Source organism: Pseudomonas helvetica (assembly GCF_039908645.1).
Taxonomy (GTDB): domain Bacteria; phylum Pseudomonadota; class Gammaproteobacteria; order Pseudomonadales; family Pseudomonadaceae; genus Aquipseudomonas; species Aquipseudomonas helvetica.
In genome coordinates, this window is the sequence record NZ_CP150917.1 from 1,933,260 (window position 1) to 1,959,689 (window position 26,430).

29 protein-coding genes are annotated in these 26,430 nt (G+C 60.9%); 23 read left to right on the forward strand and 6 right to left on the reverse strand.

Features of this window, described 5'->3' with window-relative positions:
* Nucleotides 1-48 precede the first annotated feature (48 nt).
* On the forward strand, nucleotides 49-534 hold the full coding sequence (locus tag AABM55_RS08745) for a chemotaxis protein CheW (RefSeq protein WP_019692361.1): 486 nt from the start codon (nucleotides 49-51) through the stop codon (nucleotides 532-534).
* The gene (locus AABM55_RS08750; RefSeq protein WP_347929343.1) at nucleotides 535-927 is read left to right on the forward strand and encodes a DUF2802 domain-containing protein; all 393 of its coding nucleotides are present in this window, start codon (nucleotides 535-537) and stop codon (nucleotides 925-927) included.
* Between the two features lie 202 nt (nucleotides 928-1,129).
* Here AABM55_RS08750 and AABM55_RS08755 read toward each other — a convergent pair whose 3' ends face one another.
* Nucleotides 1,130-1,459 (reverse strand): EscU/YscU/HrcU family type III secretion system export apparatus switch protein, encoded by a 330-nt coding sequence (locus AABM55_RS08755; protein ID WP_019692359.1) that lies wholly within the window; start codon nucleotides 1,457-1,459, stop codon nucleotides 1,130-1,132.
* On the reverse strand, nucleotides 1,456-3,027 hold the full coding sequence (locus tag AABM55_RS08760; RefSeq protein ID WP_347929344.1) for a flagellar hook-length control protein FliK: 1,572 nt from the start codon (nucleotides 3,025-3,027) through the stop codon (nucleotides 1,456-1,458). The genes AABM55_RS08755 and AABM55_RS08760 overlap by 4 nt, the downstream gene beginning before the upstream one ends.
* Before the next feature lie 249 nt (nucleotides 3,028-3,276).
* Here AABM55_RS08760 and ccmA point away from each other — a divergent pair, with 249 nt between their 5' ends.
* The 12 genes from ccmA (at nucleotide 3,277) to AABM55_RS08820 (ending at nucleotide 12,238) form a co-directional block, all read left to right on the forward strand.
* Nucleotides 3,277-3,858, forward strand: coding sequence for a cytochrome c biogenesis heme-transporting ATPase CcmA (gene ccmA, locus AABM55_RS08765; RefSeq protein WP_256585146.1), 582 nt, complete (start codon nucleotides 3,277-3,279; stop codon nucleotides 3,856-3,858).
* On the forward strand, nucleotides 3,855-4,523 hold the full coding sequence (gene ccmB / locus AABM55_RS08770) for a heme exporter protein CcmB (RefSeq protein WP_054596311.1): 669 nt from the start codon (nucleotides 3,855-3,857) through the stop codon (nucleotides 4,521-4,523). The genes ccmA and ccmB overlap by 4 nt, the downstream gene beginning before the upstream one ends.
* 77 nt (nucleotides 4,524-4,600) lie before the next feature.
* Nucleotides 4,601-5,353, forward strand: coding sequence for a heme ABC transporter permease (locus tag AABM55_RS08775; RefSeq protein WP_054596312.1), 753 nt, complete (start codon nucleotides 4,601-4,603; stop codon nucleotides 5,351-5,353).
* Nucleotides 5,353-5,529, forward strand: a complete 177-nt coding sequence (gene ccmD / locus AABM55_RS08780; RefSeq protein WP_019692354.1) for a heme exporter protein CcmD — start codon at nucleotides 5,353-5,355, stop codon at nucleotides 5,527-5,529. The genes AABM55_RS08775 and ccmD overlap by 1 nt, the downstream gene beginning before the upstream one ends.
* Entirely contained in the window at nucleotides 5,526-5,981 is a 456-nt protein-coding gene (gene ccmE, locus AABM55_RS08785) for a cytochrome c maturation protein CcmE (protein ID WP_054596313.1), read from the forward strand. The genes ccmD and ccmE overlap by 4 nt, the downstream gene beginning before the upstream one ends.
* 3 nt (nucleotides 5,982-5,984) lie before the next feature.
* On the forward strand, nucleotides 5,985-7,973 hold the full coding sequence (locus tag AABM55_RS08790) for a heme lyase CcmF/NrfE family subunit (RefSeq protein ID WP_347929345.1): 1,989 nt from the start codon (nucleotides 5,985-5,987) through the stop codon (nucleotides 7,971-7,973).
* Nucleotides 7,970-8,506 (forward strand): DsbE family thiol:disulfide interchange protein, encoded by a 537-nt coding sequence (locus AABM55_RS08795; RefSeq protein WP_054596315.1) that lies wholly within the window; start codon nucleotides 7,970-7,972, stop codon nucleotides 8,504-8,506. Before AABM55_RS08790 ends, AABM55_RS08795 begins: the two co-directional genes overlap by 4 nt.
* Entirely contained in the window at nucleotides 8,503-8,976 is a 474-nt protein-coding gene (locus AABM55_RS08800; RefSeq protein WP_019692350.1) for a cytochrome c-type biogenesis protein, read from the forward strand. The genes AABM55_RS08795 and AABM55_RS08800 overlap by 4 nt, the downstream gene beginning before the upstream one ends.
* A complete protein-coding gene (gene ccmI, locus AABM55_RS08805) occupies nucleotides 8,969-10,177 on the forward strand; it encodes a c-type cytochrome biogenesis protein CcmI (RefSeq protein WP_054596317.1) in 1,209 nt (402 codons plus the stop codon). The genes AABM55_RS08800 and ccmI overlap by 8 nt, the downstream gene beginning before the upstream one ends.
* A 13-nt stretch (nucleotides 10,178-10,190) precedes the next feature.
* Entirely contained in the window at nucleotides 10,191-10,592 is a 402-nt protein-coding gene (locus tag AABM55_RS08810) for a hypothetical protein (protein ID WP_054596318.1), read from the forward strand.
* A gap of 125 nt (nucleotides 10,593-10,717) precedes the next feature.
* Nucleotides 10,718-11,371, forward strand: coding sequence for a GntR family transcriptional regulator (locus AABM55_RS08815; RefSeq protein ID WP_347929346.1), 654 nt, complete (start codon nucleotides 10,718-10,720; stop codon nucleotides 11,369-11,371).
* A gap of 15 nt (nucleotides 11,372-11,386) precedes the next feature.
* Nucleotides 11,387-12,238 (forward strand): DUF1989 domain-containing protein, encoded by an 852-nt coding sequence (locus tag AABM55_RS08820; RefSeq protein ID WP_347929347.1) that lies wholly within the window; start codon nucleotides 11,387-11,389, stop codon nucleotides 12,236-12,238.
* A gap of 150 nt (nucleotides 12,239-12,388) precedes the next feature.
* Here AABM55_RS08820 and AABM55_RS08825 read toward each other — a convergent pair whose 3' ends face one another.
* Together AABM55_RS08825 and eat are read right to left on the reverse strand one after the other, a co-directional pair.
* Nucleotides 12,389-12,556, reverse strand: coding sequence for a DUF2897 family protein (locus AABM55_RS08825; protein WP_007931351.1), 168 nt, complete (start codon nucleotides 12,554-12,556; stop codon nucleotides 12,389-12,391).
* 124 nt (nucleotides 12,557-12,680) lie between these two features.
* The gene (gene eat, locus AABM55_RS08830; protein ID WP_347929348.1) at nucleotides 12,681-14,045 is read right to left on the reverse strand and encodes an ethanolamine permease; all 1,365 of its coding nucleotides are present in this window, start codon (nucleotides 14,043-14,045) and stop codon (nucleotides 12,681-12,683) included.
* A gap of 399 nt (nucleotides 14,046-14,444) precedes the next feature.
* Here eat and kdpF point away from each other — a divergent pair, with 399 nt between their 5' ends.
* From kdpF to AABM55_RS08860, 6 genes are all read left to right on the forward strand, one after another.
* Nucleotides 14,445-14,534: a K(+)-transporting ATPase subunit F gene (kdpF, locus tag AABM55_RS08835; protein ID WP_019692955.1), complete on the forward strand. Its 90-nt coding sequence runs from the start codon at nucleotides 14,445-14,447 to the stop codon at nucleotides 14,532-14,534.
* An 8-nt stretch (nucleotides 14,535-14,542) separates the two neighbouring features.
* Nucleotides 14,543-16,237 (forward strand): potassium-transporting ATPase subunit KdpA, encoded by a 1,695-nt coding sequence (gene kdpA, locus AABM55_RS08840; RefSeq protein WP_103315638.1) that lies wholly within the window; start codon nucleotides 14,543-14,545, stop codon nucleotides 16,235-16,237.
* Between the two features lie 11 nt (nucleotides 16,238-16,248).
* Complete coding sequence (gene kdpB, locus AABM55_RS08845) at nucleotides 16,249-18,327, forward strand: potassium-transporting ATPase subunit KdpB (RefSeq protein WP_347929349.1); 2,079 nt, start codon at nucleotides 16,249-16,251, stop codon at nucleotides 18,325-18,327.
* Nucleotides 18,328-18,538: 211 nt separating this feature from the next.
* The gene (gene kdpC / locus AABM55_RS08850; RefSeq protein WP_054598272.1) at nucleotides 18,539-19,084 is read left to right on the forward strand and encodes a potassium-transporting ATPase subunit KdpC; all 546 of its coding nucleotides are present in this window, start codon (nucleotides 18,539-18,541) and stop codon (nucleotides 19,082-19,084) included.
* Between the two features lie 105 nt (nucleotides 19,085-19,189).
* Complete coding sequence (locus AABM55_RS08855; protein ID WP_347929350.1) at nucleotides 19,190-21,841, forward strand: sensor histidine kinase KdpD; 2,652 nt, start codon at nucleotides 19,190-19,192, stop codon at nucleotides 21,839-21,841.
* Nucleotides 21,842-21,889: 48 nt separating this feature from the next.
* On the forward strand, nucleotides 21,890-22,588 hold the full coding sequence (locus AABM55_RS08860; RefSeq protein WP_103315642.1) for a response regulator: 699 nt from the start codon (nucleotides 21,890-21,892) through the stop codon (nucleotides 22,586-22,588).
* A gap of 148 nt (nucleotides 22,589-22,736) precedes the next feature.
* Here AABM55_RS08860 and AABM55_RS08865 read toward each other — a convergent pair whose 3' ends face one another.
* On the reverse strand, nucleotides 22,737-23,774 hold the full coding sequence (locus tag AABM55_RS08865) for a patatin-like phospholipase family protein (protein WP_054596326.1): 1,038 nt from the start codon (nucleotides 23,772-23,774) through the stop codon (nucleotides 22,737-22,739).
* Nucleotides 23,775-23,998: 224 nt separating this feature from the next.
* Here AABM55_RS08865 and AABM55_RS08870 point away from each other — a divergent pair, with 224 nt between their 5' ends.
* From AABM55_RS08870 to AABM55_RS08880, 3 genes are all read left to right on the forward strand, one after another.
* Nucleotides 23,999-24,277: a hypothetical protein gene (locus AABM55_RS08870; protein WP_054596327.1), complete on the forward strand. Its 279-nt coding sequence runs from the start codon at nucleotides 23,999-24,001 to the stop codon at nucleotides 24,275-24,277.
* A gap of 97 nt (nucleotides 24,278-24,374) precedes the next feature.
* Nucleotides 24,375-25,142 carry a CHAD domain-containing protein gene (locus AABM55_RS08875; protein ID WP_347929351.1) on the forward strand — a complete coding sequence of 256 codons (768 nt, stop codon included), beginning with the start codon at nucleotides 24,375-24,377 and terminating at the stop codon, nucleotides 25,140-25,142.
* Nucleotides 25,143-25,264: 122 nt separating this feature from the next.
* On the forward strand, nucleotides 25,265-26,062 hold the full coding sequence (locus AABM55_RS08880; protein ID WP_347929352.1) for a thioesterase family protein: 798 nt from the start codon (nucleotides 25,265-25,267) through the stop codon (nucleotides 26,060-26,062).
* A gap of 5 nt (nucleotides 26,063-26,067) precedes the next feature.
* Here AABM55_RS08880 and AABM55_RS08885 read toward each other — a convergent pair whose 3' ends face one another.
* Complete coding sequence (locus AABM55_RS08885; RefSeq protein ID WP_103315646.1) at nucleotides 26,068-26,430, reverse strand: Mpo1-like protein; 363 nt, start codon at nucleotides 26,428-26,430, stop codon at nucleotides 26,068-26,070.

The following is a 26,430-nucleotide window of genomic DNA, read 5'->3' on the forward strand; positions in this document are numbered from 1 at the left end:
CCGGGCAGAACACACACCGCCACAGGCGGTTTTTCGAGGGGTCAGGGTATGAATGATAAGGCGTCGTCTGCAAAGGGTTCCGAAGATCCGATCCTGCAATGGGTAACCTTCAAGCTGGACAATGAAACCTACGGCATCAACGTGATGCGTGTTCAGGAAGTCCTGCGCTACACCGAAATCGCTCCGGTTCCGGGTGCGCCAAGCTACGTGCTGGGCATCATCAACCTGCGCGGCAATGTGGTGACCGTGATCGACACCCGCCAGCGCTTTGGCCTGGGCACCGTCGAAGTCAGCGACAACACCCGCATCGTGATCATCGAAGCCGACAAGCAAGTGGTCGGGATCATGGTCGACAGCGTGGCCGAAGTGGTTTACCTGCGTCAGTCCGAGATCGAAACCGCGCCTAACGTCGGTAACGAAGAATCCGCCAAGTTCATCCAGGGCGTGTGCAACAAGAACAACGAGTTGCTGATCCTGGTCGAGCTGGACAAAATGATGAGCGAAGAAGAGTGGTCGGAACTGGAGAGTATCTGATTGATTCTCGAGGTTGCTGTCATAGTACTGGGGTTCCTGTGGGTAGGGACCCTGGCGATGTTCCTGGCTTACACGCGCAAACAGCGAGAGCTGGCAGCGCTGCAAGCCCAGGGCGATGCGTTGCGCGATCAACGCATCAAGGACCTGGCCAAGCGTGTCGACGACTACCAGAACGGTAACGTGCGCATGGGTGAAGACCTGCATGAACTGCGTGCGGTGGTCGGCCCCTTGCCGGACAAGCTGGCCCAGCTTGAGCAGCGCGACCCGTCGAGCCTGTCATTCGCCCAGGCAGCCCGCCTGGTGGGGATGGGCGCCAGCGTCGACGAATTGACCCAGTCCTGCGGCCTGACCCAGGCAGAGGCCGAGTTGATGAGCAAGTTGCACAAGAACTGATAGCGACTGCGCGAGTCTGCCGACGGGTGAACAATTGTGGCGAGGGAGCTTGCTCCCGCTGGGCTGCGAAGCAGCCCTGAAACCCACAATTAAATTCTTCCAGATAGATTCCGTCAGCTTTTTTACGACTGCTGCGCCCGAGCGCGAACCGGTCGGCGGGAGCAAGCTCCCTCGCCACAGTGAGCTTGCTACACCTGCTTGATCAGTAATCATCCCCGCGTTCTGTCACATCCCGCTCCACTATCGTCTCCTCAGAACCATGCCCTTGTGGAAACTTGCCCTTGAGTTTCCAGGCAAACGCAATGATCTCGGCAATCGTGCGATAGAGCTCTTCAGGGATGCTTTCACCCAGCTCCATCCTCGCCAGCAGTTTCACCAGTTCGGCGTTCTCATATATCGGCACTTCATAGTCGCGGGCGATCTTCAGAATCGCTTCGGCCAGTTCGTCATCGCCTTTGGCAGTGAGTGTCGGGGCATGGCTGCCGTCGTATTTGAGGGCGATGGCCTGGCGCGGTGGCGTGTGATTGTTCATGCGGTTTCGTCGACCCAGCGTTGTTCGAGACGGGTTTGATTGCCATGGGGCGGTGTGCCGAGGTGGCAATTCAGGTCGCCAACATTCAGGCCTGATGCCAATAGCTGCGCGCGCAAGCCCTCCAGGTTGCTTTCGATCAGGCTGGCGGTATAAGGCCGCTCGGCCCAGAGCTGGCTGGAGAGTTTGCCCTGGGCCAGCTGTGCCTGGATCTGCAACGGCCCGAGCGGTTCCATGTCGAACGCCAGCTCGACTCGCCAAAGCCGTTGTTTCGGCTCGCGCTCGACGGATTTCTCGTGTTGTTCCTTCTCGGGGGTGTCCTCGCGTTGAAACTTGACCTGCAACGGCACGATGTCTTGCAGGTTGCGCATGGGGATTTCCAGCTGCCAGGTGGTTTGCAGCTTGCCATCCTCGGTCATGCCGGTCTGTTCCAGGCTCGACAGTTGATGGCTTTGCAGGCGTGAAACGGCCGCTGCAGCCAGGCGCAGCAAATGCTCCAGATCGCCTTCACCTTCCAGGCTTTGCAGCAACCGCGAGGGCAGGGGGAAGCCGCTCGGCTGCGGTTTGGCGCTGACCTGCCCGAGGGTGCCGAGGGCGCTGCGGACAAAGCTTGGCAGCGCCTGCGCCAGGGTGTTGGCGGCGATGATCGCGTTGAAACTGGTATTGGCCGGCAGGTCGGGGGCCAATTGTGCGATCAATCGCAGCAAATTGCCTTTCATGTCCGGCGTCAGCGCAGGGTTCTGTCCGGTGAGCAGTTTGCTTTCCAGAAACAGCCCGCTGTTGACCAGCGCCTGCGCCAGACCTTTGGGGGTGCTTAGTTGCTGAACGTCTGGCAGGTCGGCAAGCAGTTTGTCGACGGCGGCGCGCAGATCGTCGGAGGTGGTGTCGGAGGCTGGCAGGTTTTGCAGGGCATCGATCAGCCCGCTCAATGAGCCTTGGCGACTTTGCTGGGCCAGCAGTTGTTGACTCACCGCCAGTTGCTCCTGACGACTGGCCAGTGGCACGAAGCTCAGGCTTTGCGCGCCCTGGACCAAGGCACTGAGCAGGCTGCCGATGCGCAACGGCTGCGGGCTGTCGATGCTCAAGGTGCTGCCACTGAGCGCGGTATTGAGCACACTCACCAGCGAGCGATAGACCGCCGCCTGCCCCGGTGTTTGCGGCATCAGCTGGGTGGTCAGGACTTTACCTTGCAGCAAGGTGCCGACCGGCAGTTGTGAGGTGTCGAGACGGGTGAGGGCGGCGATGTTGGAGGCGATGGCCTGTTGCACAGTAATCGCCAGGCTGCCGGCTGAAGGTTGACTGACCGTCAGGTTGGTACCTTGAGGCAGAGGCTGGTTGCTGGTGGCTTGCACAGTGGTCTGACGGCCACTGTCCAGAGTGACCTTGAGCAGCAACTGGAAAGCCTGGTCGTTCTGTTTGAGCGACAGCACTTCAGCGCTGGCGCTTTGGCCTGCGGCGATCAAACCTTCCACCGGGGTCTGCAACTTGAGCAACTCACCACTGACCACCAGCGGGCGCGAGGTGGCCGGCGTCGTAGCGGGCAGTGGAAGGATGTTCATCTCGCCGGTCATCAGGTCACACCCTGTCGAAATTGCCCTCTTTGGAGTAGGACATGACATGTATAATGCCGCCCCGTTGTTGTCGGGGCGCGGAAAACATCGCAAATGTTTGACGCAGCTCTCTAGAACAGGCCGTCAATACATCTATGCTGCATCACTTTAACGGCCGCTCCATTGCCGACTTGAACCGTAAAGGCCCGCGATCTCTTGACCATCCCTCTACTAGAAGCCGTAGCGCTCGCCTGTGAGCGAGACTGGCGGATGCTCTTCGAAAACCTCGAGTTGCGTCTGGGCCGCGGTGACATGTTGCAGATCAGCGGCCCCAACGGCAGCGGAAAGACCAGCCTTTTGCGCCTGCTCGCCGGACTGATGCAGCCGACCAGCGGCCAGGTATTGCTCAACGGCCAGCCCTTGAACACGCAACGCCCGGAACTGGCCCACAACCTGTTGTGGATCGGCCATGCCGCCGGAATCAAGGACCTGCTGACCCCTGAAGAGAACCTCAGCTGGCTGTGCGCGTTGCATCAGCCGGCGACGCATGAGGCGATCTGGCAGGCGCTGGCAGCGGTAGGACTGCGCGGTTTCGAAGATGTTCCTTGTCACACCCTGTCCGCTGGTCAACAACGCCGCGTGGCCCTGGCCCGCTTGTATCTGGACAGCCCGGCGCTATGGATCCTCGACGAACCATTCACCGCGCTGGATAAACAAGGCGTCGCCCAGTTGGAAGAACACCTGGCCGCACACTGCGAGCGAGGCGGCATGGTGATTCTGACCACTCACCACACGTTGGCCCGGATGCCGGCCGGTTACCGCGACATCGATTTGGGGCAGTGGGCCGTATGAGTGTTTTCGCACTGTTGGTCGCCCGTGAGGCGCGTTTGCTGTGTCGGCGTCCTGCCGAGCTTGCCAACCCTCTCGTGTTCTTCGCCATTGTTGTCTCAATGTTTCCATTGGCGGTCGGACCTGAGACACAATTGTTGCAAACCTTGTCACCAGGGCTGGTCTGGGTCGCGGCCCTTTTATCGGTTTTGCTCTCGCTGGACGGGCTTTTCCGCAGTGATTTCGAGGACGGATCCCTTGAACAGTGGGTCCTTTCGTCGCACCCCCTGCCTCTTCTGGTTTTGGCAAAGGTGCTGGCACACTGGGCGTTTTCCGGCTTGGCACTGGTGTTGCTTGCCCCGTTATTGGCGTTGATGCTCGGTTTGCCTGCCGCTTGTCTGCCGGTTTTGCTCTTGTCGCTGTTGCTCGGTACACCGGTATTGAGCTTGCTCGGTGCGGTGGGCGCGGCGCTGACGGTCGGTTTGAAACGCGGTGGCTTGCTGCTGGCGTTGTTGATTCTGCCGCTGTACATCCCGGTGTTGATTCTCGGCAGTGGCGCCTTGCAGGCAGCCTTGCAGGGTATGCCGGCAACCGGTTATTTGCTGTGGCTTGGTAGCCTGACCGCCCTGGCGATAACCCTGACACCCTTTGCAATAGCCGCTGGCCTGAAGATCAGCGTCGGCGAATAATGAGGTCTGGTTAAATTTTAACCAGTAAAGACCCTGGTTCTTCGTGATGGCGAAGAACAACCGTGATGGAAACAGTAATGAACTGGACCTGGTTTCATAAGCTCGGCTCGCCCAAATGGTTTTACGGCATCAGCGGCAAACTGCTGCCCTGGCTGAGTGTCGCGGCGTTGCTGCTGATCGGCGTCGGCGTGGTCTGGGGCCTGGCCTTCGCGCCGCCGGACTACCAGCAAGGCAACAGCTTTCGAATCATCTACATTCATGTGCCGGCCGCCATGCTGGCGCAGTCCTGCTACGTGATGCTGGCGGTCTGCGGCATTGTCGGGCTGGTGTGGAAGATGAAACTGGCGGACGTCGCCCTGCAATGCGCAGCGCCGATCGGTGCCTGGATGACCGCTGTGGCGTTGGTCACCGGGGCGATCTGGGGTAAACCGACCTGGGGCTCGTGGTGGGTCTGGGATGCGCGACTTACGTCCATGCTGATTCTGCTGTTTCTGTACTTCGGTCTCATTGCGCTGGGCAACGCCATCAGCAATCGTGACAGCGCGGCCAAGGCCTGCGCGGTGCTGGCGATTGTCGGCGTGATCAACATCCCGATCATCAAGTACTCGGTGGAGTGGTGGAACACCCTGCACCAGGGCGCAACCTTCAGCCTCACCGAAAAACCGGCAATGCCAGCCGAAATGTGGCTGCCGTTGCTGCTGACGGTGCTGGGTTTCTACTGTTTCTTCGGCGCCGTGCTGTTGCTGCGCATGCGCCTTGAAGTGCTCAAGCGCGAAGCCCGTGCCAGCTGGGTCAAGGCCGAAGTGCAAAACAGCCTGGAGGCCGCGTAATGAGTTTTGCTTCATTCGGCGACTTCCTCGCCATGGGCCATCACGGTCTTTATGTCTGGTCGGCTTATGGCATCTGCCTGGCGGTACTGGCTCTCAACGTGGCTGCGCCGATCCTGGCCCGCAAGCGTTACCTGCAACAAGAGGCGCGCCGTCTGCGCCGGGAGAACAGCAAGTGAATCCGCTGCGTAAAAAGCGTCTTATCATTATTCTCGCGATCCTGGTCGGTGTCGGCGCAGCTGTCGGCCTGGCCCTCAGTGCCCTTCAGCAGAACATCAACCTCTTTTACACACCGACCCAAATCGCCAATGGCGAAGCCCCGCAAGACACGCGCATTCGTGCTGGCGGCATGGTCGAGAAGGGCTCGCTGCAACGCTCCGGCGATTCGCTGGACGTGAAATTCATCGTCACCGACTTCAATAAATCCGTGACCATCACCTACCGCGGCATCCTCCCGGACCTGTTCCGTGAAGGGCAGGGCATCGTTGCGCTGGGCAAACTGAATGCAGACGGCGTGGTGGTGGCTGACGAAGTGCTGGCCAAGCACGACGAGAAATACATGCCGCCAGAAGTGACCAAGGCGCTCAAAGACAGTGGTCAATCCGCTCCAACACCCGCGAAGGAGGGTTGATCCATGACCTCAGGCATCTTCATTCCCGAGTTGGGCCATCTGGCGATGATTCTCGCCCTGTGCTTTGCCATCGTTCAGGCCACCGTGCCGTTGCTCGGTGCCTGGCGCGGTGACCGCATGTGGATGGGCCTGGCCCAGCCAGCGGCCTGGGGCCAGTTCACTTTTCTGCTGTTCGCCTTCGGCTGCCTGACCTACGCCTTCATGACCGATGACTTCTCGGTGGGGTATGTCGCCAACAACTCCAACAGCGCCTTGCCGTGGTACTACAAATTCAGCGCGGTATGGGGCGCCCACGAAGGTTCCTTGCTGCTCTGGGCGTTGATTCTCGGCGGCTGGACCTTCGCCGTGTCGATCTTCTCCCGGCAGTTGCCGCAGGTCATGCTGGCTCGCGTGCTGGCGGTGATGGGCATGATCAGCACCGGGTTCCTGCTGTTTCTGATTCTCACCTCGAACCCGTTCGCACGGGTTCTGCCGCAGATTCCCACTGACGGTCATGACCTCAACCCGTTGCTGCAAGACATTGGCCTGATCGTTCACCCGCCGATGCTCTACATGGGTTATGTCGGTTTCTCGGTGGCCTTCGCCTTCGCGATTGCTGCCTTGCTCGGCGGGCGTCTGGATGCGGCGTGGGCCCGTTGGTCGCGGCCCTGGACCATCGTCGCCTGGGCGTTCCTCGGTATCGGCATCACCCTCGGCTCCTGGTGGGCCTACTACGAACTCGGCTGGGGCGGCTGGTGGTTCTGGGACCCGGTGGAAAACGCCTCGTTCATGCCTTGGCTGGTCGGTACGGCGCTGATTCACTCGTTGGCCGTGACTGAAAAACGCGGCGTGTTCAAAAGCTGGACCGTGTTGCTGGCCATTGCCGCGTTCTCGCTGAGCCTGCTGGGAACCTTCCTGGTGCGTTCCGGTGTACTGACCTCGGTGCACGCGTTTGCCTCGGACCCCGCGCGGGGTGTGTTCATCCTGATCTTCCTGCTGTTTGTGGTCGGCGGTTCGCTGACGCTGTTTGCCCTGCGTGCGCCAGTGGTCAAGAGCCACGTCGGCTTCAACCTGTGGTCGCGTGAAACCCTGCTGCTGGGCAACAACCTGGTGCTGGTGGTCGCGGCTTCGATGATTCTGCTCGGCACCTTGTACCCGCTGGTGCTCGATGCCCTGAGCGGCGCCAAGATGTCGGTCGGCCCGCCGTATTTCAACGCGTTGTTCATTCCGTTGATGGCGTTGCTGATGGTGGTGATGGCCGTCGGTGTGCTGGTGCGCTGGAAAGACACCCCGGTGAAATGGCTGATGAATATGCTGACCCCGGTGTTGCTCGGTAGCGCTGCTTTGGCGGTCGTCGCCGGGATCGCTTATGGCGACTTCAACTGGGCCGTGCTGGCGACCTTCATGCTCGCGGCCTGGGTGTTGCTGGCCGGTGTGCGTGACATTTTCGACAAGACCCGCAACAAAGGCCTGATCAAAGGCCTGTCGAGCCTGACCCGCAGCTATTGGGGCATGCAGGTTGCGCACCTCGGTATCGCCGTGTGCGCCTTGGGCGTGGTGCTTTCAAGCCAGAACAGCGCCGAGCGCGATCTGCGCCTGGCACCGGGCGAGTCGATGGACCTTGCCGGTTATCACTTCATTTTTGAGGGCGCCAAGCACTTCGAAGGACCGAACTTCACCTCCGACAAAGGCACCATTCGGGTGATCCGTTCGGGCAAGGAAGTCGCGGTGCTGCACCCGGAAAAACGTCTGTACACCGTGCAGAACTCAATGATGACCGAAGCCGGCATCGACGCCGGTTTCACCCGCGACCTGTACGTGGCGCTCGGTGAGCCGCTGGAGAATGGCGCCTGGGCCGTGCGCGTGCACGTCAAGCCGTTCGTGCGCTGGATCTGGTTCGGCGGTTTGCTGACAGGTTTCGGTGGGTTGCTGGCGGCGCTGGATCGTCGTTATCGGGTCAAGGTGAAAAGTCGCGTGCGTGAAGCGCTGGGCATGACGGGAGCCACTGCATGAGACGTTGGTTAATGGTGTTGCCACTGGCGCTGTTTCTGCTGGTGGCGGTGTTTCTTTACCGGGGGCTCTACCTGGACCCGGCCGAGCTGCCCTCGGCGATGATTGGCAAGCCGTTCCCCGAGTTTTCCCTGCCGACCGTGCAAGGCGACAAGACCTTGACCCGCGCTGATCTGCTGGGCAAACCGGCCCTGGTCAACGTCTGGGGCACTTGGTGCATTTCCTGCCGGGTCGAGCATCCGGTGCTGAACAAACTGGCCCAGCAGGGTGTGGTGATTTATGGCGTCAACTACAAGGACATCAACACCGATGCCTTGAAGTGGCTGGTCGAGTTCCACAATCCGTACCTGCTGGACATCCGTGACGAGGCGGGCTCCCTGGGCTTGAATCTCGGCGTTTACGGCGCTCCCGAAACCTTCTTCATCGACGCCAAAGGCATCATCCGCGACAAATACGTCGGGGTGATCGACGAAGTGGTCTGGCGCGAAAAACTGGCGGCCAAGTATCAGGCGCTGGTCGATGAGGCCAAACCATGAAGCGCTGGATTGCTGCCGCCGTACTCGGCCTGAGTATCGCCGGAGTCGCTCACGCGGCCATCGACACTTACGTGTTCGCCAATGACGCCGAGCGCGAGCGTTTTCACGAACTGACCAAAGAACTGCGTTGCCCCAAGTGCCAGAATCAGGACATTGCCGATTCCAATGCACCGATCGCCGCTGACCTGCGCAAAGAGATTTTCCGCATGCTCGGCGAGGGCAAGGACAACCAGCAGATCATCGACTTCATGGTCGACCGCTATGGCGACTTCGTGCGCTACAAGCCAGCCCTGAACAGCAAGACCGCGCTGCTGTGGTTTGGCCCGGCCGGGTTGTTGCTCGGTGGCGTGCTGGTGATCGCCGTAATCGTCCGTCGCCGTCGTGCCGAGCGCACGGCAGGTACCGACACGCTTTCTGTTGATGAGCGCAAGCGCCTCGACCAACTGTTGGATAACACCAAGAATGATTGATTTCTGGCTCGCTGCAGGTCTGCTTCTACTGGTTGCCCTGAGTTTTTTGTTGATCCCTGTTCTGCGTGGCCGTCGGGCCCAGCGTGAAGAGGATCGTACCGCGCTGAACGTGGCGCTTTACCAGGAACGCGTGGCTGAGTTGCAGGCTCAACAGGCCGAAGGCGTGCTTGATGCGACGCAAATGAGCGCCGGGCGTGACGAAGCCGCTCGTGAACTGCTGGCGGATACCGAAGGCGTCGACACGGGCCGGGTTTCCCGTCTGGGCAAGCCGTTGCCAGTGCTGGCAGCGATTCTGGTGCCGGTGTTGGGCCTGGGGCTGTACCTGCATTTCGGCGCCAGCGACAAGGTCGAACTGACCCGCGAATTTGCCCAGGCACCGCAATCGATGGAAGAGATGACCCGTCGTCTCGAACGCGCTGTGGCGGCTCAACCGGATTCGGCCGAAGGCCTGTATTTCCTGGGTCGTACCTACATGGCTCAGGACCGTCCTGGCGACGCTGCGAAGATCTTCGAGCGCACCGTGGCATTGGCTGGCCGTCAGCCTGAATTGCTCGGCCAGTGGGCCCAGGCGCAGTACTTTGCCGACAACAAAAAGTGGTCGGAGAAGATCCAGGCGTTGACCGACGAAGCACTCAAGGCCGATCCTAAAGAAGTCACCAGCCTTGGACTGTTGGGCATCGCGGCTTTCGAAGGCGAGCGTTATCAGGAGGCCATCGACTACTGGGGGCGTCTGTTGGCGCAACTGCCACCCGAAGATAACTCGCGCAGCGCGCTGGAAGGTGGCATTGCCCGGGCAACCGAAAAACTGCAAGCGAACGGCGCTACTGTCGCCAAGGCGCCAGTCGTAGCGGCCAAGCCGGCAGCGTTGCTGAAAGTGACGGTTGATCTGGCGGCGAACGTGAAAGCCAAGGTACAGCCAGGTGACAGCGTGTTCATCTTCGCTCGCGCAACCTCGGGGCCTCCGGCACCATTGGCAGCCAAGCGCCTGACCGTTGCCGATCTGCCAGCGACCGTCGAACTGGGCGATGCCGACGCAATGATGCCGCAATTGAAACTGTCGAACTTTCCTGAAGTCCAACTGGTCGCGCGCGTATCCCGTGCCGGCCAGCCGACTGCTGGCGAGTGGGTCGGTCGCAGCGAGCCTTTGGCCAGCAGCACTACCGCGCCGCAACAATTGACCATCGACAGCCCAGACAAATAATCAGGAATCCGCTATGACCGCCATCGCTCGTATCACCCTGCTCAGTCTTGTCTTGGGGTTAAGTGCATGTGCGGTCCAGCCACCGTCACATGAAGAGCGGTTGCCGCCCATTCCGTCATCGTACCCAGGCAGCAAACCGACGACCGCCCCTGGCAAACCGGTGACCCCAAACAAGCCCGGCAAGCCACAGCCGCGCACCTCCGCAAGCTTCGCCCCACCACCGGGCGGCAACAGCCACTGGGATGCGAAACTCGGCGTCTACGTCCTCGACAACCAGACCGACACCTTCTACCGCCAGCGCACCTACTACCACTGGAACAATGGCTGGAGTCGTTCGATCAGCCCGAACGGGCCGTGGGAAGAGATCGATATCCATGGCGTACCGCCAGGATTGGGCAAGCAATACAGTCAGTAACGAAAACGGCGACCCAAGGGTCGCCGTTTTGCATTGTGCGCCAGGCGTGGCGTGAAGGTTGAAACTGGCACGAATAGTGACTACTCATTGACTGACGATTGTTGAACAATCCTGAGGCGATGAGTATGAGTAGCGGACTGTCCCTGGCTGACCACATCACACTGGAGTTGCGCGCCGACATCATTGGCGGTCGCTTGCTGCCGGGGCGGGCGTTGGTGGAAGGCGATCTGGTGATTGCCTATAACGCCTCGCGCAATACCATCCGCGAAGCGCTGCACCGCTTGGGGCAGGAGGGCCTGACCCTTTATGTCCGAAATAAAGGCGTGATGGTTCGCCAGCTCGGCGCCGATCAGCTGCGCGACCTGTTTCAGGTCCGGCGCACGCTGGAGCTACAGGCCATCAGCGCCAGCCGACCGCTGCGCGAATACCAATCCGATCACATGCTCGACGCCATTGAAACCGCGCAGTTGGCCCGCGAGCGTGAAGACTGGCGGGCTGTCGGCACCCACAGCCTGCGTTTTCATCAACATATTGTCGGTTTGTTACGCAGCCCGCTGTTCGATGAATTCTTTACCAATGTCGTTGCGCAACTGCGCCTGGTGTTCAGTGCGGCGCCTGACGAGTCCCGCTTCCAGGCGCCCTGGCTTGAGCGCGACCGGCGCATTCACGACTTGCTGGTCGAAGGTGACAAGCCCGGCGCTTACGACGCCTTGAGCGACTATCTCGACGATTCCGAACAGCAATTGCTTGAGTTGTTCAACCATCCTTCCCGTCATTGATCGAGGACTCATGCCATGTACAAAGACTATCCCGCGGCTTATCAGGTCAGTAAGGGCTCGGCGTTACAGGTCGATAAAGCCTTCTACGAGCGGATCCGCGATACACCGGCCGCGCGCACGCTGATCGAGCAATTCGAAGTGCCGATCCGCACCGGACGCGCCTGGCACGTGCCGGCGGGGCATGTGTTCCGTGTGACCACACCCGTGGGCCCGCAAGTCGGGGACTTCAACGTCTGGAATGCCAACGACCCGCGCGAACGGCTGTGGGCTGCGCGGACCCGGCAATTGCAGGGCGCTCACGTCAGCACCCATGACCGGCTCTGGTCGAACCTGCCCTTTCTGCGGCCGCTGGTGACCATCACTGACGACAGCCTGGCCAACTATGGCATCGACGAACACGGCGGACGTTTGCACGATCTGCTGGGCACGCGCTGCGATCCCTATGTGAACAAAATGCTCACCGGCGAGGATTTCCATCACCACTGCCATTCGAACCTGACCCGCGCCGTGTTACCTCACGGTCTGACCGAGTTCGACGTGCATGACGTGCTGAACATCTTTCAGTGCACGGGGCTCAACCACGACGACATGTACTTCATGAAGGCCTGCCCGGCGCAGAAGGGCGACTACCTGGAGTTCTTCGCCGAGATCGATCTGCTGTGTGCATTGTCGACCTGCCCGGGGGGCGATTTGTCGCTGCCGATGTGGGGGCCGAATGCGCAGGATCCGTTAAGTGTCTGCCGGCCGCTGGGCGTGGAAATCTATCGTTTGGAGGAGACGTTGCTCAAAGGCTGGAGCCAGCCTGAGCGGGCCGCGTACAAGGGGCTGCACGGCTTGCATATTGCCAAAGCCGAGTGGGAGAAATAGAGAAGTTTTTGTGGCGAGGGAGCTTGCTCCCGCTCGACCGCGCAGCGGGCGCCATTCCAGTGTAAGCGCTACATCTTAAGAAAATGTGCGAGGGACTCCTGGGGCCGCTTCGCGGCCCAGCGGGAGCAAGCTCCCTCGCCACCGTTCAGATCAACGATCTTGCGCATCCTTGGCGTCTGCTTCGGCGTTGCGCTCAGCGACGCGTTTACGTTGCTCGTCGGTCAATTCCACTTTATTCGCGGTGTCGCGCAGCATCATCAAGCCACCGACGATCGATCCGATAGCAACCACCAGAATCAACCAGGCATACCAGGGCATAGGTGTTCTCCTTAAGGGCAGGTGTTGGCGCGAATGGTTTCGCGTCAACGCCGTGCCTATCCATTTTGAGTCACGGCGTTTCTCTATGGTTCCATTCTAGGCCTGTTCTGCCTGGGGCACCTCATCAAAGACCGGTCAGCATCGCATCCGCTGGTGCATCGGCACGCAATTGCGCTGTCCGCAGGAAGTAGACAAAACCGACCGCCATGAAGCCGAGGAAGATCGCCCCGATCAGCGCGTTGAACCAGGCCATTGCTACCAGGCAGACCACTGCCAATGCCAGGGCAGTCGCCGGTACCAGTGGGTAGCCGGGCGCACGGAAAGTCCGTTCCAGATTCGGTTCGGTTTTACGCAGTTTGAACAGACTGAGCATGCTCATGATGTACATCACGATAGCGCCGAATACCGCCATGGTGATCATCGCGGCGGTCAGGGTCATGCCGCCGAGGTTGATCAGCCCGTCGCTGTAAATGGCCGCGATGCCGATCAGGCCGCCTGCGATGATTGCCCGGTGCGGCGTCTGGAAGCGTGACAGCTTGGCCAGGTAGGCCGGCAGGTATCCGGCGCGGGCGAGGGCGAAGAACTGTCGCGAATAGCCAAGGATGATCCCGTGGAAGCTCGCCACCAGCCCGAACAGACCAATCCACACCAGCATGTGCAGCCAGCCGGAGCTTTCACCGACCACGGCTTTCATCGCTTGCGGCAACGGGTCGTTGATGTTCGCCAGGGTCCGCCAGTCACCCACGCCGCCAGCAAAGAACATCACGCCCATGGCCAGCAATACCAGGGTCAGAATGCCGCTGATGTAGGCCTTGGGAATCGTCCGTTTCGGGTCCTTGGCTTCTTCGGCGGCCATGGCCGCACCTTCGATGGCGAGGAAGAACCAGATAGCGAAGGGAATTGCCGCGAACATCCCGGCGATGGCCGGTGCGCCGAACGCATCGGCGCCGGCCCAACCATTGAGCGCGAAGTTGCTGAAGCTGAACGCCGGGGCGACCACGCCCATGAAGACCAGCAACTCGATGACTGCCAGCACACACACCACCAGTTCGAAGGTTGCCGCCAGTTTTACGCCGAGGATGTTCAGGCCCATGAATACGATGTAGGCGCCGACCGCTGCATGTTTCGGGTCGAGGGCGGGGAACTGCACGTTGAGATAAGCGCCAATGGCCAGGGCAATGGCCGGAGGTGCGAAGACGAACTCGATCAACGTCGCCAGGCCGGCGATCAGTCCGCCTTTTTCACCAAAGGCGCGGCGACTGTAGGCGAAAGGGCCGCCGGCGTGCGGGATCGCCGTAGTCAGTTCGGTGAAGCTGAAAATGAAGCAGGTGTACATGGTCGCGACCATGAGAGAGGTCACCAGAAAGCCGAGAGTCCCGGCTACGCCCCAGCCGTAACTCCAGCCAAAGTACTCGCCGGAAATCACCAGCCCGACCGCGATCCCCCATAAATGCAGGGTGCCCAACGTCGGTTTGAGTTGTGTGTTCATGCGTTTCTCCCGCTGCGATTTGGAAAAGCCCGTGGAGGGCGTGTGCAGTGGGCGTGCCATGTCGATTTGTTAGGTCGTAAAGCGCAGAAAGCTGTCGTATCGAGGATGTTCGCTGCGGGATGTGCGCTTTTTGTGCGCCAGTTGAGGGCGGTGGTGATTCATATGACGCCATCGCGGGCAAGCCACGCACCCACAAGGATTGTGTGAAACCTGTGGGAGCAAGGCTTGCCCGCGATGGGGCCGTTCCTGACACCACTGAAATCTGGCCTGTAACCCCCACGTAAAGCCACTCTTTACGCTTTCTTTATGCCGCGCCCAACCCCTCGGTCTCGTTCCTTTACAGCCTTCCTGCGGACAATTGCGCCACACGCGGCAGTTGCCGTACGACGGAGAAATTCCATGAGTGTTCTGGACGGGGTGTCCCTGCTGTTGGCGGTGGGACTGTTCATTTATCTACTGGTTGCGCTGTTGCGCGCGGATCAGCACTAGGAGCGGCTATGCACAGTTATGACTATTGGCTGATCCTCGCCTTCTTCGCCGTGGTGCTGATTCCGGCACCGTTCCTGGGAAGGTTCTACTACAAGGTGATGGAAGGCCAGCGCACTTGGCTGACGCCGATCCTCGGGCCCGTGGAGCGCGGCTGTTATCGCGTGGCCGGGGTCGACCCGCAGAGCGAACAGAGTTGGCAGAAATACACCCTGGCGTTGCTCGCGTTCAACCTCGCGGGCTTTTTGCTGTTGTTCACGATCCTGTTGTTTCAGGACTATTTGCCACTCAACCCGCAAAACCTGCCGGGGCAGGAGTGGACACAGGCGTTCAATACCGCCGTCAGCTTCATGACCAACACCAACTGGCAGTCCTACAGCGGTGAGGCGACCCTGAGCTATCTGAGCCAGATGATCGGCCTCACCGTGCAGAACTTCGTCAGCGCCGCCACCGGCCTGGCTGTTCTGGTTGCCTTGTGTCGCGGCATCGGTCGCAAATCGGCGCAAACCCTCGGTAACTTCTGGGTCGACATGACCCGCGCCACCCTCTACGGACTGCTGCCGCTGTGCCTGTTGCTGGCGCTGTTCCTGGTCTGGCAGGGCGTGCCACAAACCTTCGCTCATTATGTGAATGCGCTGACGATGCAGGGCGTGGATCAAGTGATCCCACTGGGCCCTGCCGCCAGCCAGATTGCGATCAAGCAATTGGGCACCAACGGCGGTGGCTTCTTCGGCGTCAACTCGGCGCACCCGTTCGAGAACCCGACGGCCTGGAGCAACCTGTTCGAAGTCACCTCGATCATCCTGATCCCGGTGGCGCTGGTGTTCACCTTCGGCCATTACGTCAAGGACCTGCGTCAGAGCCGGGCGATCATCGCCTGCATGCTGGCGTTGTTCCTGATCGGTGGCGCGGTGTCGCTGTGGGCTGAATACCAGCCGAACCCGACCCTGAACAACGTTGCGGTCGAGCAGACTGCGCCGCTGGAAGGCAAGGAAGCACGCTTCGGTACCACGGCGACCGTACTCTGGTCGGTGACTACCACCGCAGCCTCCAACGGCTCGGTCAACGGTATGCATGACAGCCTCAACCCGCTGAGCGGCATGGTCGCGCTGATCAACATGATGGTCGGCGAAGTGATCTTCGGTGGCGTCGGCGCCGGCCTCTACGGCATGTTGCTCAACGTGCTGATCGCGGTGTTCCTCGCCGGTCTGATGATCGGACGTACACCGGAATACCTCGGCAAGAAACTGCAAGCCAAGGAAGTACAACTGTTGGTTGTCACCTTGCTGGTGATGCCGGTCGGCGTACTGGTGCTGGGTGCCATTGCGGCGAGCCTGCCTGGCCCTGCGGGAACGATCAGCAACCCCGGTCCCCACGGTTTCAGCCAGTTGCTATACGCCTACACCTCCGCCAGCGCCAACAACGGTTCGGCATTCGCCGGCCTGAACGCCAATACGCCATTCCATAACCTGATGCTGGGCTTGGGCATGTTGATCGGGCGTTTCGGCTACATCCTCCCGGTACTGGCCCTGGCCGGCAGCCTGGCGATGAAGAAAACCGCGCCGATTGGCCAGAACAGCTTCCCGACCCATGGCCCGCTGTTCGTGACGTTGCTGACCGTGACCATATTGCTGGTGGGCGGCCTGACGTTCCTGCCGACCCTGGCGCTGGGTCCTATCGCTGAACACCTGAGCTTGGGCTTCTGAGGGATTTGATGATGAATATGCCCGTTCGTGTATCGAAAAAAGCCGCACCACACGTTGTGCCGGCGCAACCTGTCGAACAACCGAAAACCGCGATCTCGGCCCTGTGGCGGCCGGCGCTGGTGCAAGCCTTCGTCAAGCTCGACCCACGGCAGTTGAAGCGCTCGCCGGTGATGCTGGTGGTCGAACTGACCGCGATCCTCACCACCGTGTTGTGTGTGATTCCAGATCCGGCAGTGCCGACGTTTGTCGCGGCACAAATCGCCCTGTGGCTGTGGTTCACCGTGTTGTTCGCGAACTTCGCCGAAGCCTTGGCTGAAGGTCGCGGCAAGGCCCGTGCCGACAGCCTCAAGGCCGGTAGCGAAGGCTTGAGCGCGCGGCGTAAGAAAGCCGATGGCAGCTTTCAGGTAGTGCCAGCGGTCAGCCTGCGCAAAGGCGATGTGGTTCGCGTCGAAGCCGGCGAGATGATTCCCGGTGACGGCGAGGTGATCGAAGGTATTGCCGCGGTCAACGAAGCGGCGATTACCGGTGAATCCGCACCGGTGATTCGTGAGTCCGGTGGTGATCGTTCGGCGGTCACCGGCAACACTCGACTGGTGTCTGACTGGTTGCTGGTGCGCATTACCGCGAACCCCGGTGAATCGACGCTGGACCGTATGATTGCATTGGTTGAAGGTGCCAAACGCCAGAAAACCCCGAACGAAGTGGCGCTGGATATCCTGCTGATCGGCCTGACCATGATCTTCCTGGTGGTGGTCGTAACCTTGCAGCCGTTCGCCCACTTCGCCAACGGCAACCTGCCGCTGGTGTTCCTGGTGGCGCTGCTGGTGACGCTGATCCCAACCACCATTGGCGGTTTGTTGTCGGCCATCGGTATCGCCGGCATGGACCGTCTGGTGCGGCTGAACGTGATCGCCAAATCCGGCCGTGCGGTAGAAGCGGCGGGCGACGTGCATGTGTTGCTGCTGGACAAGACCGGCACCATCACCTTCGGTAACCGTCGCTGCACCGCGATTTATGCCGCCCCGGGTGTCAGTGCCAAGGAACTGGCCGAAGGTGCGCTGTTCGCTTCGCTGGCTGACGACACGGCCGAAGGCAAGTCGATCGTCGAGTACTTGCGTGGACTTCATCCACAGGCTGAACCGTCCGCCGAGGTGCTGACGGTTGTGCCGTTCAGTGCCGAAACCCGCTTGTCCGGCGTTGACTATCAGGGCCGTGTCTACCGCAAGGGTGCGGTGGATTCGGTGCTGGCTTTCATCGGCCTGACGCGTGCCGAGATACTGCCGGCGATGTCCCGGGAAATCGACAAGATTGCCCAAAGCGGTGGTACCCCGCTGCTGGTGTGTGCCGAGGGCAAGTTGCTCGGTGCGATCCACCTCAAGGACGTGGTCAAGCCAGGCATTCGTGAGCGTTTCGCCGAGCTGCGCAAGCTGGGGATTCGCACCGTCATGGTGACTGGCGATAACCCGTTGACCGCGGCGGCGATTGCCGCTGAAGCCGGTGTCGATGACGTGTTGGCCGAAGCGACACCAGAGAAGAAACTCGCCCGGATTCGTCACGAGCAGAACGACGGGCGTCTGGTCGCCATGTGCGGTGATGGTGCCAACGATGCGCCGGCACTGGCTCAGGCTGACGTCGGCATGGCAATGAACGATGGGACGCAGGCAGCGCGCGAAGCGGCGAACATGGTCGACCTCGACAGCGATCCGACCAAGTTGCTGGACGTGGTGCAGATTGGTAAAGAGTTGCTGGTGACGCGCGGCGCGTTGACGACGTTTTCCATCGCCAACGACGTGGCCAAGTACTTCGCCATCCTGCCGGCGCTGTTTGCCTCGATCTACCCGCAACTGGGCGTGCTGAACATCATGCACCTGAGCAGTCCGCAGAGCGCGATTCTCTCGGCCATCGTCTTCAACGCCTTGATCATCGTCGGGCTGATTCCGTTGGCCCTGCGCGGAGTACGCGTCCAGGCCGCGAGCGCTGCACACCTGCTGCGGCGCAACCTGTTGATCTACGGCGTGGGCGGCATCGTGGTGCCGTTCGTGGGCATCAAGCTGATCGACATGCTGCTGACTGCTTTGCATTTGGTTTGACGGTGGGCCTGGAGGCCGGGGCTTTTGTGGCGAGGGAGCTTGCTCCCGCTGGGCTGCGAAGCGGCCCCACCCCGGGCCACCGTGTTTATTCAGGCACACCGCATGTACCGCGTTTACGACTGCTGCGCAGCCGAGCGGGAGCAAGCTCCCTCGCCACAGGCGGTGTGTACCTCCCACGCTGATGAATATTCTCCGATTCGAGGGTTTTGAAATGTCTTCTATGATCCGTCCGGCGTTGAGCCTGCTTGTTTTGATGACCCTGATCACCGGCGTCGCTTATCCACTGGTGGTCACCGGTGTCGCCCAGGTGGCGTTCCCTGATCAGGCCAATGGCAGCCTGGTGCGTGACGCCGATGGCAAGGTGCGCGGCTCGTCCTTGATCGCCCAGGACTTTGCCGGTGATGCGTGGTTCCACCCACGGCCATCGGCGGGCGCATTTGCTACCGTATCGAGCAGTGCGAGCAACCTGGCGCCGAGTAATCCGGCGCTCGCGACCCGGGTGATCGACGATGCCAACAAACTGCTGGTGCCTGGCCAGGGGCCGGTGCCGTTGGCGTTGCTGACCACCTCTGGCAGCGGCCTCGATCCACACTTGCCTCCGGCGGCAATTGCCTATCAACTGTCGCGGGTTGCGGCGGCGCGCAATCTGCCGATATCGACGGTCGAGCAGTTGATGAATGCACACATCGAGCAGCCGCTGGTAGGACCGCCGGTAGTGAATGTGCTGGAACTGAACATCGCGCTGGAAAAGCTGTAGATCAAAAGATCGCAGCCTTCGGCAGCTCCTACGCCTCTGTAGGAGCTGGCGTAGCCTGCGATCTTTTCCGCAACAACGAAACCGAATTTGAAAGGCGAGAAATCAATGAGCGACTCCGGCCGCGCCGACGCACTGTTAGCAGATTTACCCCGCGATGGTCGTGGCCGGCTCAAGGTTTTTCTCGGCGCCGCGCCTGGCGTCGGTAAAACCTACGCCATGTTGCAAGCCGCCCACACCCAGCTACGCCAAGGCGTGAAAGTCATCGCCGGGGTGGTGGAAACTCACGGTCGGGCGGAAACCGAAGCGCTGCTCGGCGGCTTGCCGCAGCAGCCATTGGTGCGCTCGGAATACCGTGGCGTGATGCTTGAGGAAATGGACCTCGATGGCCTGCTCAAGGCCAAGCCAAAACTGGTGCTGGTCGATGAACTGGCCCACAGCAACGCCCCCGGCAGCCGCCACGCCAAGCGCTGGCAGGATATCCAGGAGTTGTTGTCGGCAGGCATCGACGTGTTCACCACGGTCAACGTCCAGCATCTGGAAAGTCTTAACGATCAGGTGCGCGGGATCACCGGCGTACAAGTGCGCGAAACCCTGCCTGACTGGGTGCTGCAAGAAGCCTACGAATTGCTGTTGATCGACTTGCCGCCGCGCGAGCTGCTCGAGCGGCTGCGTGATGGCAAGGTTTATGTGCCGGAGCAAGCGCGAGCGGCAATCGATGCGTTCTTCACCCAAACCAACCTCACGGCACTGCGCGAACTGGCGATGCAAACCGCGGCGGCGCAGGTCGATGATGACCTGAGTCGCGGCTATCGACAGTTGGGTCAGGCCGCGCCGGCCGTGCGCGGTCGCTTGCTGGTGGGCGTTGATGGCGACGCCCAGGCCGAGCGTCTGGTACGGCATGCCAGTCGGGTCGCGCAGCGTCGGCATTTGCCGTGGAGCCTGGTGCATGTGGACAACGGCAGCGTGCGCGACGAGCAATCGCGTTTGCGCCTGCAAAGCGCCCAGCAATTGGCTGAACGGCTGGGCGGCGAAGTGGTGCTGCTGCGCGCTGGCGAAGTAGCGAAAACCCTGATTCAGCACGCCACCGAACGGCGTGCCAGCCTGCTACTGGTCGGTCAGTCGCGTCAGCGTTGGCGTCGTCGACTGTTCGGCGGCGGCTTGGCCTCACGCTTGTTGCGCAATGCCCGAGGCCTGGAAATAAACGTCCTCGACAGCGATGAACAACAGCATCAACCGCGTCAGCGTTCGGTGCATTCGTTGGTCTGGTTCGACTATGCGCTGGCACTGTTGGCGACGGTGCTGGCCAGCGCTTTGGCGTGGGCGGTGTCGAGTATTTTGCCGCTGCCGAATATCTCGCTGGTGTTCCTCGCGGCGGTGTTGCTGGTGGCGGTACGCAGCAGCCTCGGGCCGGCGCTGGCGTGTGCGGCGTTGTCATTTCTGACCTACGATTTCCTGTTCATTCCGCCGACCTTCTCCTTTGCGATTCAGCGTGAGGAGGACGTGTTGACGCTGCTGTTTTTCCTGCTGATGGCGGCGCTCACCGGCAACCTCGCGGCGCGTCAGCGGCGCCAGCTGGAAGCCTTGCGCGACACGCAGCAAGAGACCAGCGAACTGCTCGACCTGTCGCGCAAGCTCACCGCCGCCACCGATCGGCAAGCGGTGATCAGCGCGGCGGCGACGCATCTGGTCGGCTGGAACGATCTGCAATTGTGTCTGGTTAACCGTGACGGGCAGGGCGGCTGGAAGGTCGAAACCGGTGGCCCGCTGCAGTTTTCCGAAGCCGAGCGCGCTGCCGCCGACTGGGCCTGGCAGCACGATCAACCGGCCGGCATGGGCACCGGCACATTGCCGTTCGGTCGCTGGTGGTGGTGGCCGTTGTCAGTCGACGACGGGCCGTTGGGCTTGCTCGGCGTTTGTCCGAAAGAGGGTCAGCAGCTCAGTGGTCAGCGGCGACGCTTGCTGACTGCATTGAGTCAGCCGCTGGCTCAAGCGTTGGCCCGTGCGCAGTTGGCCGACGACCTTGAGGCGGCACGTTTGCACGGTGAAACCGAGCAATTGCGCAGTGCTTTGCTGGCGTCGGTGTCCCATGATTTGCGCACACCGCTGACGTCCATGCGCGGCAGCATCGACAGCTTGCTGGCGCTGGGGGAGGCGATCCCGCTGGAAGATCGCCGTGAGTTGCTGGAAGGCACCCGCGATGAAGCCGAACGGCTCGACCGCTACATTCAGAATTTGCTGGACATGACGCGCCTGGGCCACGGCGCGCTGAAGCTGGCGCGCGATTGGGTGTCGCCGGCGGATATCGTCGGCAGTTCGCTCAACCGTTTGCGCGCAGTGCTGGCGCCGTTGCAGGTGAGCACCGATGTGCCGGGCGCGTTGCCGTTGCTCTATGTGCATGCAGCATTGATCGAGCAGGCACTGGTGAATGTGCTGGAAAACGCCGCACGCTTTTCGCCGGCCCATGGCCGTTTGCAGCTGAGTGCCGGTGCCAGTGACAGCGAGCTGTTTTTTTCCGTGAGTGACGAGGGCCCGGGCATTCCCGAGGAGGAACGCGCGAAGATCTTCGACATGTTCTACACCGCCGCCCGTGGTGATCGGGGCGGGCAGGGCACCGGGCTGGGTCTGGCGATCTGCCAGGGCATGGTCGGCGCCCATGGCGGGCGGATCAGCGTCGCCGATGGTATCGGTGGGCGCGGCACCTGCATCACCATTCATTTGCCATTGCAGGAGCAGCCGGGGTTTGAAAGTGAAGCCTGACGCTGCCTGCGCTACTCTCTCGCCACTTACTTTGCCTGATTTGAAACCATGAGCCAGACCACGACCATTTTGGTCATTGACGATGAACCGCAGATCCGCAAATTCCTGCGCATCAGCCTGGCCTCCCAGGGCTACAAAGTGCTTGAAGCCGGTACCGGCACCGAGGGCCTGGCCCAGGCTGCGCTGAACAAGCCGGATTTGCTGGTGCTCGACCTCGGCCTGCCCGACATGGACGGCCAGCAAGTGCTGCGCGAATTCCGTGAATGGTCGACAGTGCCGGTGCTGGTCCTGTCAGTGCGCGCCAGCGAAGGGCAGAAAGTCGAGGCGCTGGATGGCGGCGCCAACGACTACGTGACCAAGCCGTTTGGCATTCAGGAGTTTCTGGCGCGGATCCGCGCCTTGTTGCGGCAGGCTCCAGCGGGTGAAGCCCAGGAAGCGGCGCTCAAGTTCGGCCCGTTGACGGTCGATCTGGCGTACCGGCGGGTATTGCTGGACGGTGCCGAGGTGGCGCTGACCCGCAAGGAGTACTCGGTGCTGGCGCAACTGGCGCGTCACGCCGGGCGGGTCATCACCCAGCAGCAGTTACTCAAGGACATCTGGGGCCCAACCCATACCGAAGACAGCCATTACTTACGAATTGTGGTCGGGCATCTGCGTCAGAAACTGGCGGATGACCCGACCCGGCCGAGGTTTATCCTGACCGAGGCGGGGGTAGGGTATCGGCTATTGAACGAGGGCAGTCTGTAGTCCTGTATCGTTTGGCCAATCGCTATCGCGGGCAAGCCTTGCTCCTACGGATTTTGAGTCGGCCGCACGATTTGTGGATGGCATCAATACGTAGGAGCAAGGCTTGCCCGCTATGGGGCCGGAACATCCGGCCAGGATTTGGCGGGGGTCAATCGCGCTCATTCTCGTACCGATCCAGGGTATCCCGGGCAATCTCCCGTCCCAGCGCGATCAGCTCCGGCGCCTTGTAGAACTCGAAAAACCGGCAAACCCGCTTTGGCACGTTGATCAGGATGTCCGGTGGATAACCGGCGATCTTGTATTGCGCCAACGACGTTTGCATCACTTCGAAACTTTGGTTGATCAAGTCCAGCAACGAGGCTGGGCCAACGTTGTCGATGATAAATGAGCCCGTGGCCGATCTCGGCGCCCCGTCGCCTTCCGGGGCGGCAGCGGGTTGTTGCGCTTCGGGCTCGGCGGATTCGATCCAGGGGTTGATTTCGGCGGCTTCACTGCGCAGTGCTTCCTGTTCCAGAAGCAGCAATTGTTCGGCCTGTTTGCGGCGGAACGGCAGGCGTGAACCGAGCGAGTTGAGCAGGTTGTCGAAGCGGCTTCTGAACGCGGCAGGGCGCTGGATCACTGGCAACTGATAGTGCCGCTGGTTGGTCGCGTTGAGGTTGACCGCAATGATCAGGTCGCAATGGCTCGAGACCACTGGAACAATCGGCAGAGGATTGAGCAGGCCGCCGTCGACCAGCATGCGATTGCCTTGCATGACCGGTGTGAACAGGCTGGGGATCGCCGCCGAGGCGCGCATAGCCTGGTGCAGGCAGCCTTCCTGGAACCAGATTTCCTGCTGGTTGGTCAGGTCGGTGGCGACGGCCGTGTAGGGGATGCGCAGGTCTTCGATGTTGATCTCGCCGACAATCTTGCGGATCTGCCCGAAGACTTTCTCGCCGCGTATCGCCCCAAGACGAAAGCTCACGTCCACCAGGCGCAGTACATCAAGGTAATCCAGGCTCTCGATCCAGTCGCGGTAATCGTTGAGTTTGCCGGCGGCGTAGATACCGCCGACCACCGCGCCCATGGAGCAACCGGCGATACAGGCGATGTCATAACCGCGTCTTTCGATTTCCTGGATAACTCCGATATGGGCATAGCCTCGGGCGCCACCTGAGCCCAATACCAATGCGACACGCTTTTTCATGACTCGCCCCTTCATCAAACAGGCTTCAACAATGCACCCATTGAGGGGCGTGCTTCAATCATGCTGACTCTGAGTCAGGCCATTAGCGTCGTTTTTTTGATACTCAATAACGGCACATGAGTATTCTCGCGGGCGCTATAGTTTCCATGGGTGGACCAAGGCACTTTTTGCAGCATTGGCCGTCTTACCTGCACGATTGTTTTTTATACCTTGAGGAATCATTGATGAAAGCCTGGATCTGTCTGCCATTGATCGCGTTGGTGCTTGCCGGTTGCGCGGGAAAATCTGCTTACCGCGACAGTTGCGGTAGTCAACTGGATGCCGCCTGGCAGGAGCTGGACATTGCCAAGGCCGAAGGTTTCGCTGGTACCGTGAGTTACTCCAAGGCGCTTTCGCTGCTGACCGGGGCCAAGACCCAGCAGCAGTTCGAGGCCTACGAGGGCTGCACTAAAAAAGCCGAGAAAGCACGCTTCTATATTCGCGAATCCCGCGCAGGGCGTTGAATTCACAATGATCTGACGCAATGTCGGCACCCGGTTTTACCGCCAGCATGAGCGTAAACTTGCGATCTGATGCTGGTTGTCGACTTGGGAGAGAGCGATGTCTGCGTTGGTGAATCGGTTGGTGGCCAAGGTGTTGGGGCTGGAAGTGCGTTTGCTGGCCTGCCAGGCGCGCTTGAGCGCCAGCGCCGACCCTGAAGCGCTGCATGACTTGCGCACGACGGTTCGCCGTTTGCGCAGCTTGTTGCGGCCATTGCGCGGTTTGCCCGGTGTCGAACAACTCGAAGCGGCAGCGGCGGGTGTTGGAAGCCTGACCACGCCGCTGCGCGACCGAGAAGTGCTGGCGGCGTACTTGCTGGCACACGGTCAAGCAGACGCGGCCAAGCGCCGAATGGTGCAAATGGCGCAGGCCTATCCGGCTGTGGCCGACAGCCCGGAATTGGCGCAGCTATTGATGATTCTCGATGCATTTCCACGCTTTTTGCGCGCCTCCCAACGTCAAGGCTTGCTCAAGGGGTTGCGTACGCGCATCGAGAAACGCCTGGCCAAACAATGGAAAGCGCTGGATGTGGCCCTGCACGATCCCGCGCATGACCGCCATCGCCTGCGGCTGTTGATCAAACGTGTGCGCTATGCGATTGAAGCCTACCCGGAACTGGATCGCTTGCCTAAAGCTGCCATGCGACGTCTCAAATCGGCACAGGAAGCGCTCGGCGACTGGCACGATTGCTGGCAATGGTTGGCCCGTGCCGAGCACGAGCCCGACTTGCTGCCTTGTGTGGCCGTCTGGCGAGCAACCATGACCAAGGCTGAAGGTCGCGCCGATCGGGTGCTCGACAAACTCATATCGGCTTGCTTCAAAGCCTGACGCGGATTGCCTTTCGTCGCCGTTGGCGGCCTATCTGTCAGCCTCTTTGGCCGGAATAGGTGCTGTACAGGCGCTGCTGGCTGGTTAAGATCCTTCGATCCTTTCCCAGCCTTGAGGTTTCCATGCGTTTTTCCGATTTGCTCGACGCCGTGCGCAGTTCGCCGCATGAGCTGTCTATTCCGGCGGAATGGGCCCAGGGCCGCGCCAGTTTCGGCGGTCTGGTCGCCGCTTTGCAGTACGAAGCCATGCGCGCGAAAGTCCCGGCGGATCGCCCGGTGCGTTCATTGGCGATCACCTTTGTCGGCCCGGTCGAACCCGGTGTGCCCGTGAGTTTTGAGGTGGACGTGCTGCGCGAAGGCAAAGCGGTCAGCCAGGTGCTGGGGCGAGCCGTGCAGAACGGCCAGGTGGTGACCCTGGTTCAGGGCAGCTTTGGCGCTTCGCGTCCTTCCGAAGTCGAGGTGGTGGCCGCGCCCGCGCCAGAGATGAAACACTGGGACGATTGCCAGGAACTGCCCTACATCAAAGGCGTGACGCCCGAGTTCATGCGCCATCTGGCGATGCGTTGGAGTGTCGGCGGTTTGCCGTTCACCGGTAATAAATCCCGGGAGATGGGCGGCTGGGTTCGCTTGCGTGGCGACGTCAAGGAAGAGCCGGTCACCGAGGCGCACATTCTGGCGCTGGTGGATGCCTGGCCTCCGGCATTGTTGCCACACCTGAAGAAACCGGCGGCGGGCAGCACGCTGACCTGGACCATCGAATTCGTTCAGCCGTTGCTGGCGTTGAGCACGTTGGGCTGGTGCAAATATCTTGTGGAAATCGAACATGCCCGTGACGGATATGGCCACGCCGCCGCAGCGCTGTGGAGCGCTGAAGGGCAATTGATTGCGTTGAGCCGGCAGACGGTGACTATTTTCGCGTAAGACCTTCAGCGGTGATGGCGTTTGCGCCAGGCGCGCCACCAGCCACCGCTGAGGACAAAACGCGGGAACGTCAGGAATTGCTCGACCAGCAAGCGCGACACCGCATCTTTGCGATCACTGAACGGCTCGGAGGCTAGCGCCTCCAGGCTGTGGCCGTGGCGTTGCAAGCCAAGTGCGGCAAGCAGGCCGACGACCCCGATGGCGACGTTCAGAAAACTCAGGCCGAACACCCCGGAAACGATCAGTAGAAACGCCACGATGAACAGCGGCACGGCAATCAGGTGCAACACCAGATTGGTCGGGTGCTGGTGGTTTTGCGGGTATGCACGCCATTGCCAGGCGGGAAGGTTGGGGTGACGTTTGCCCAT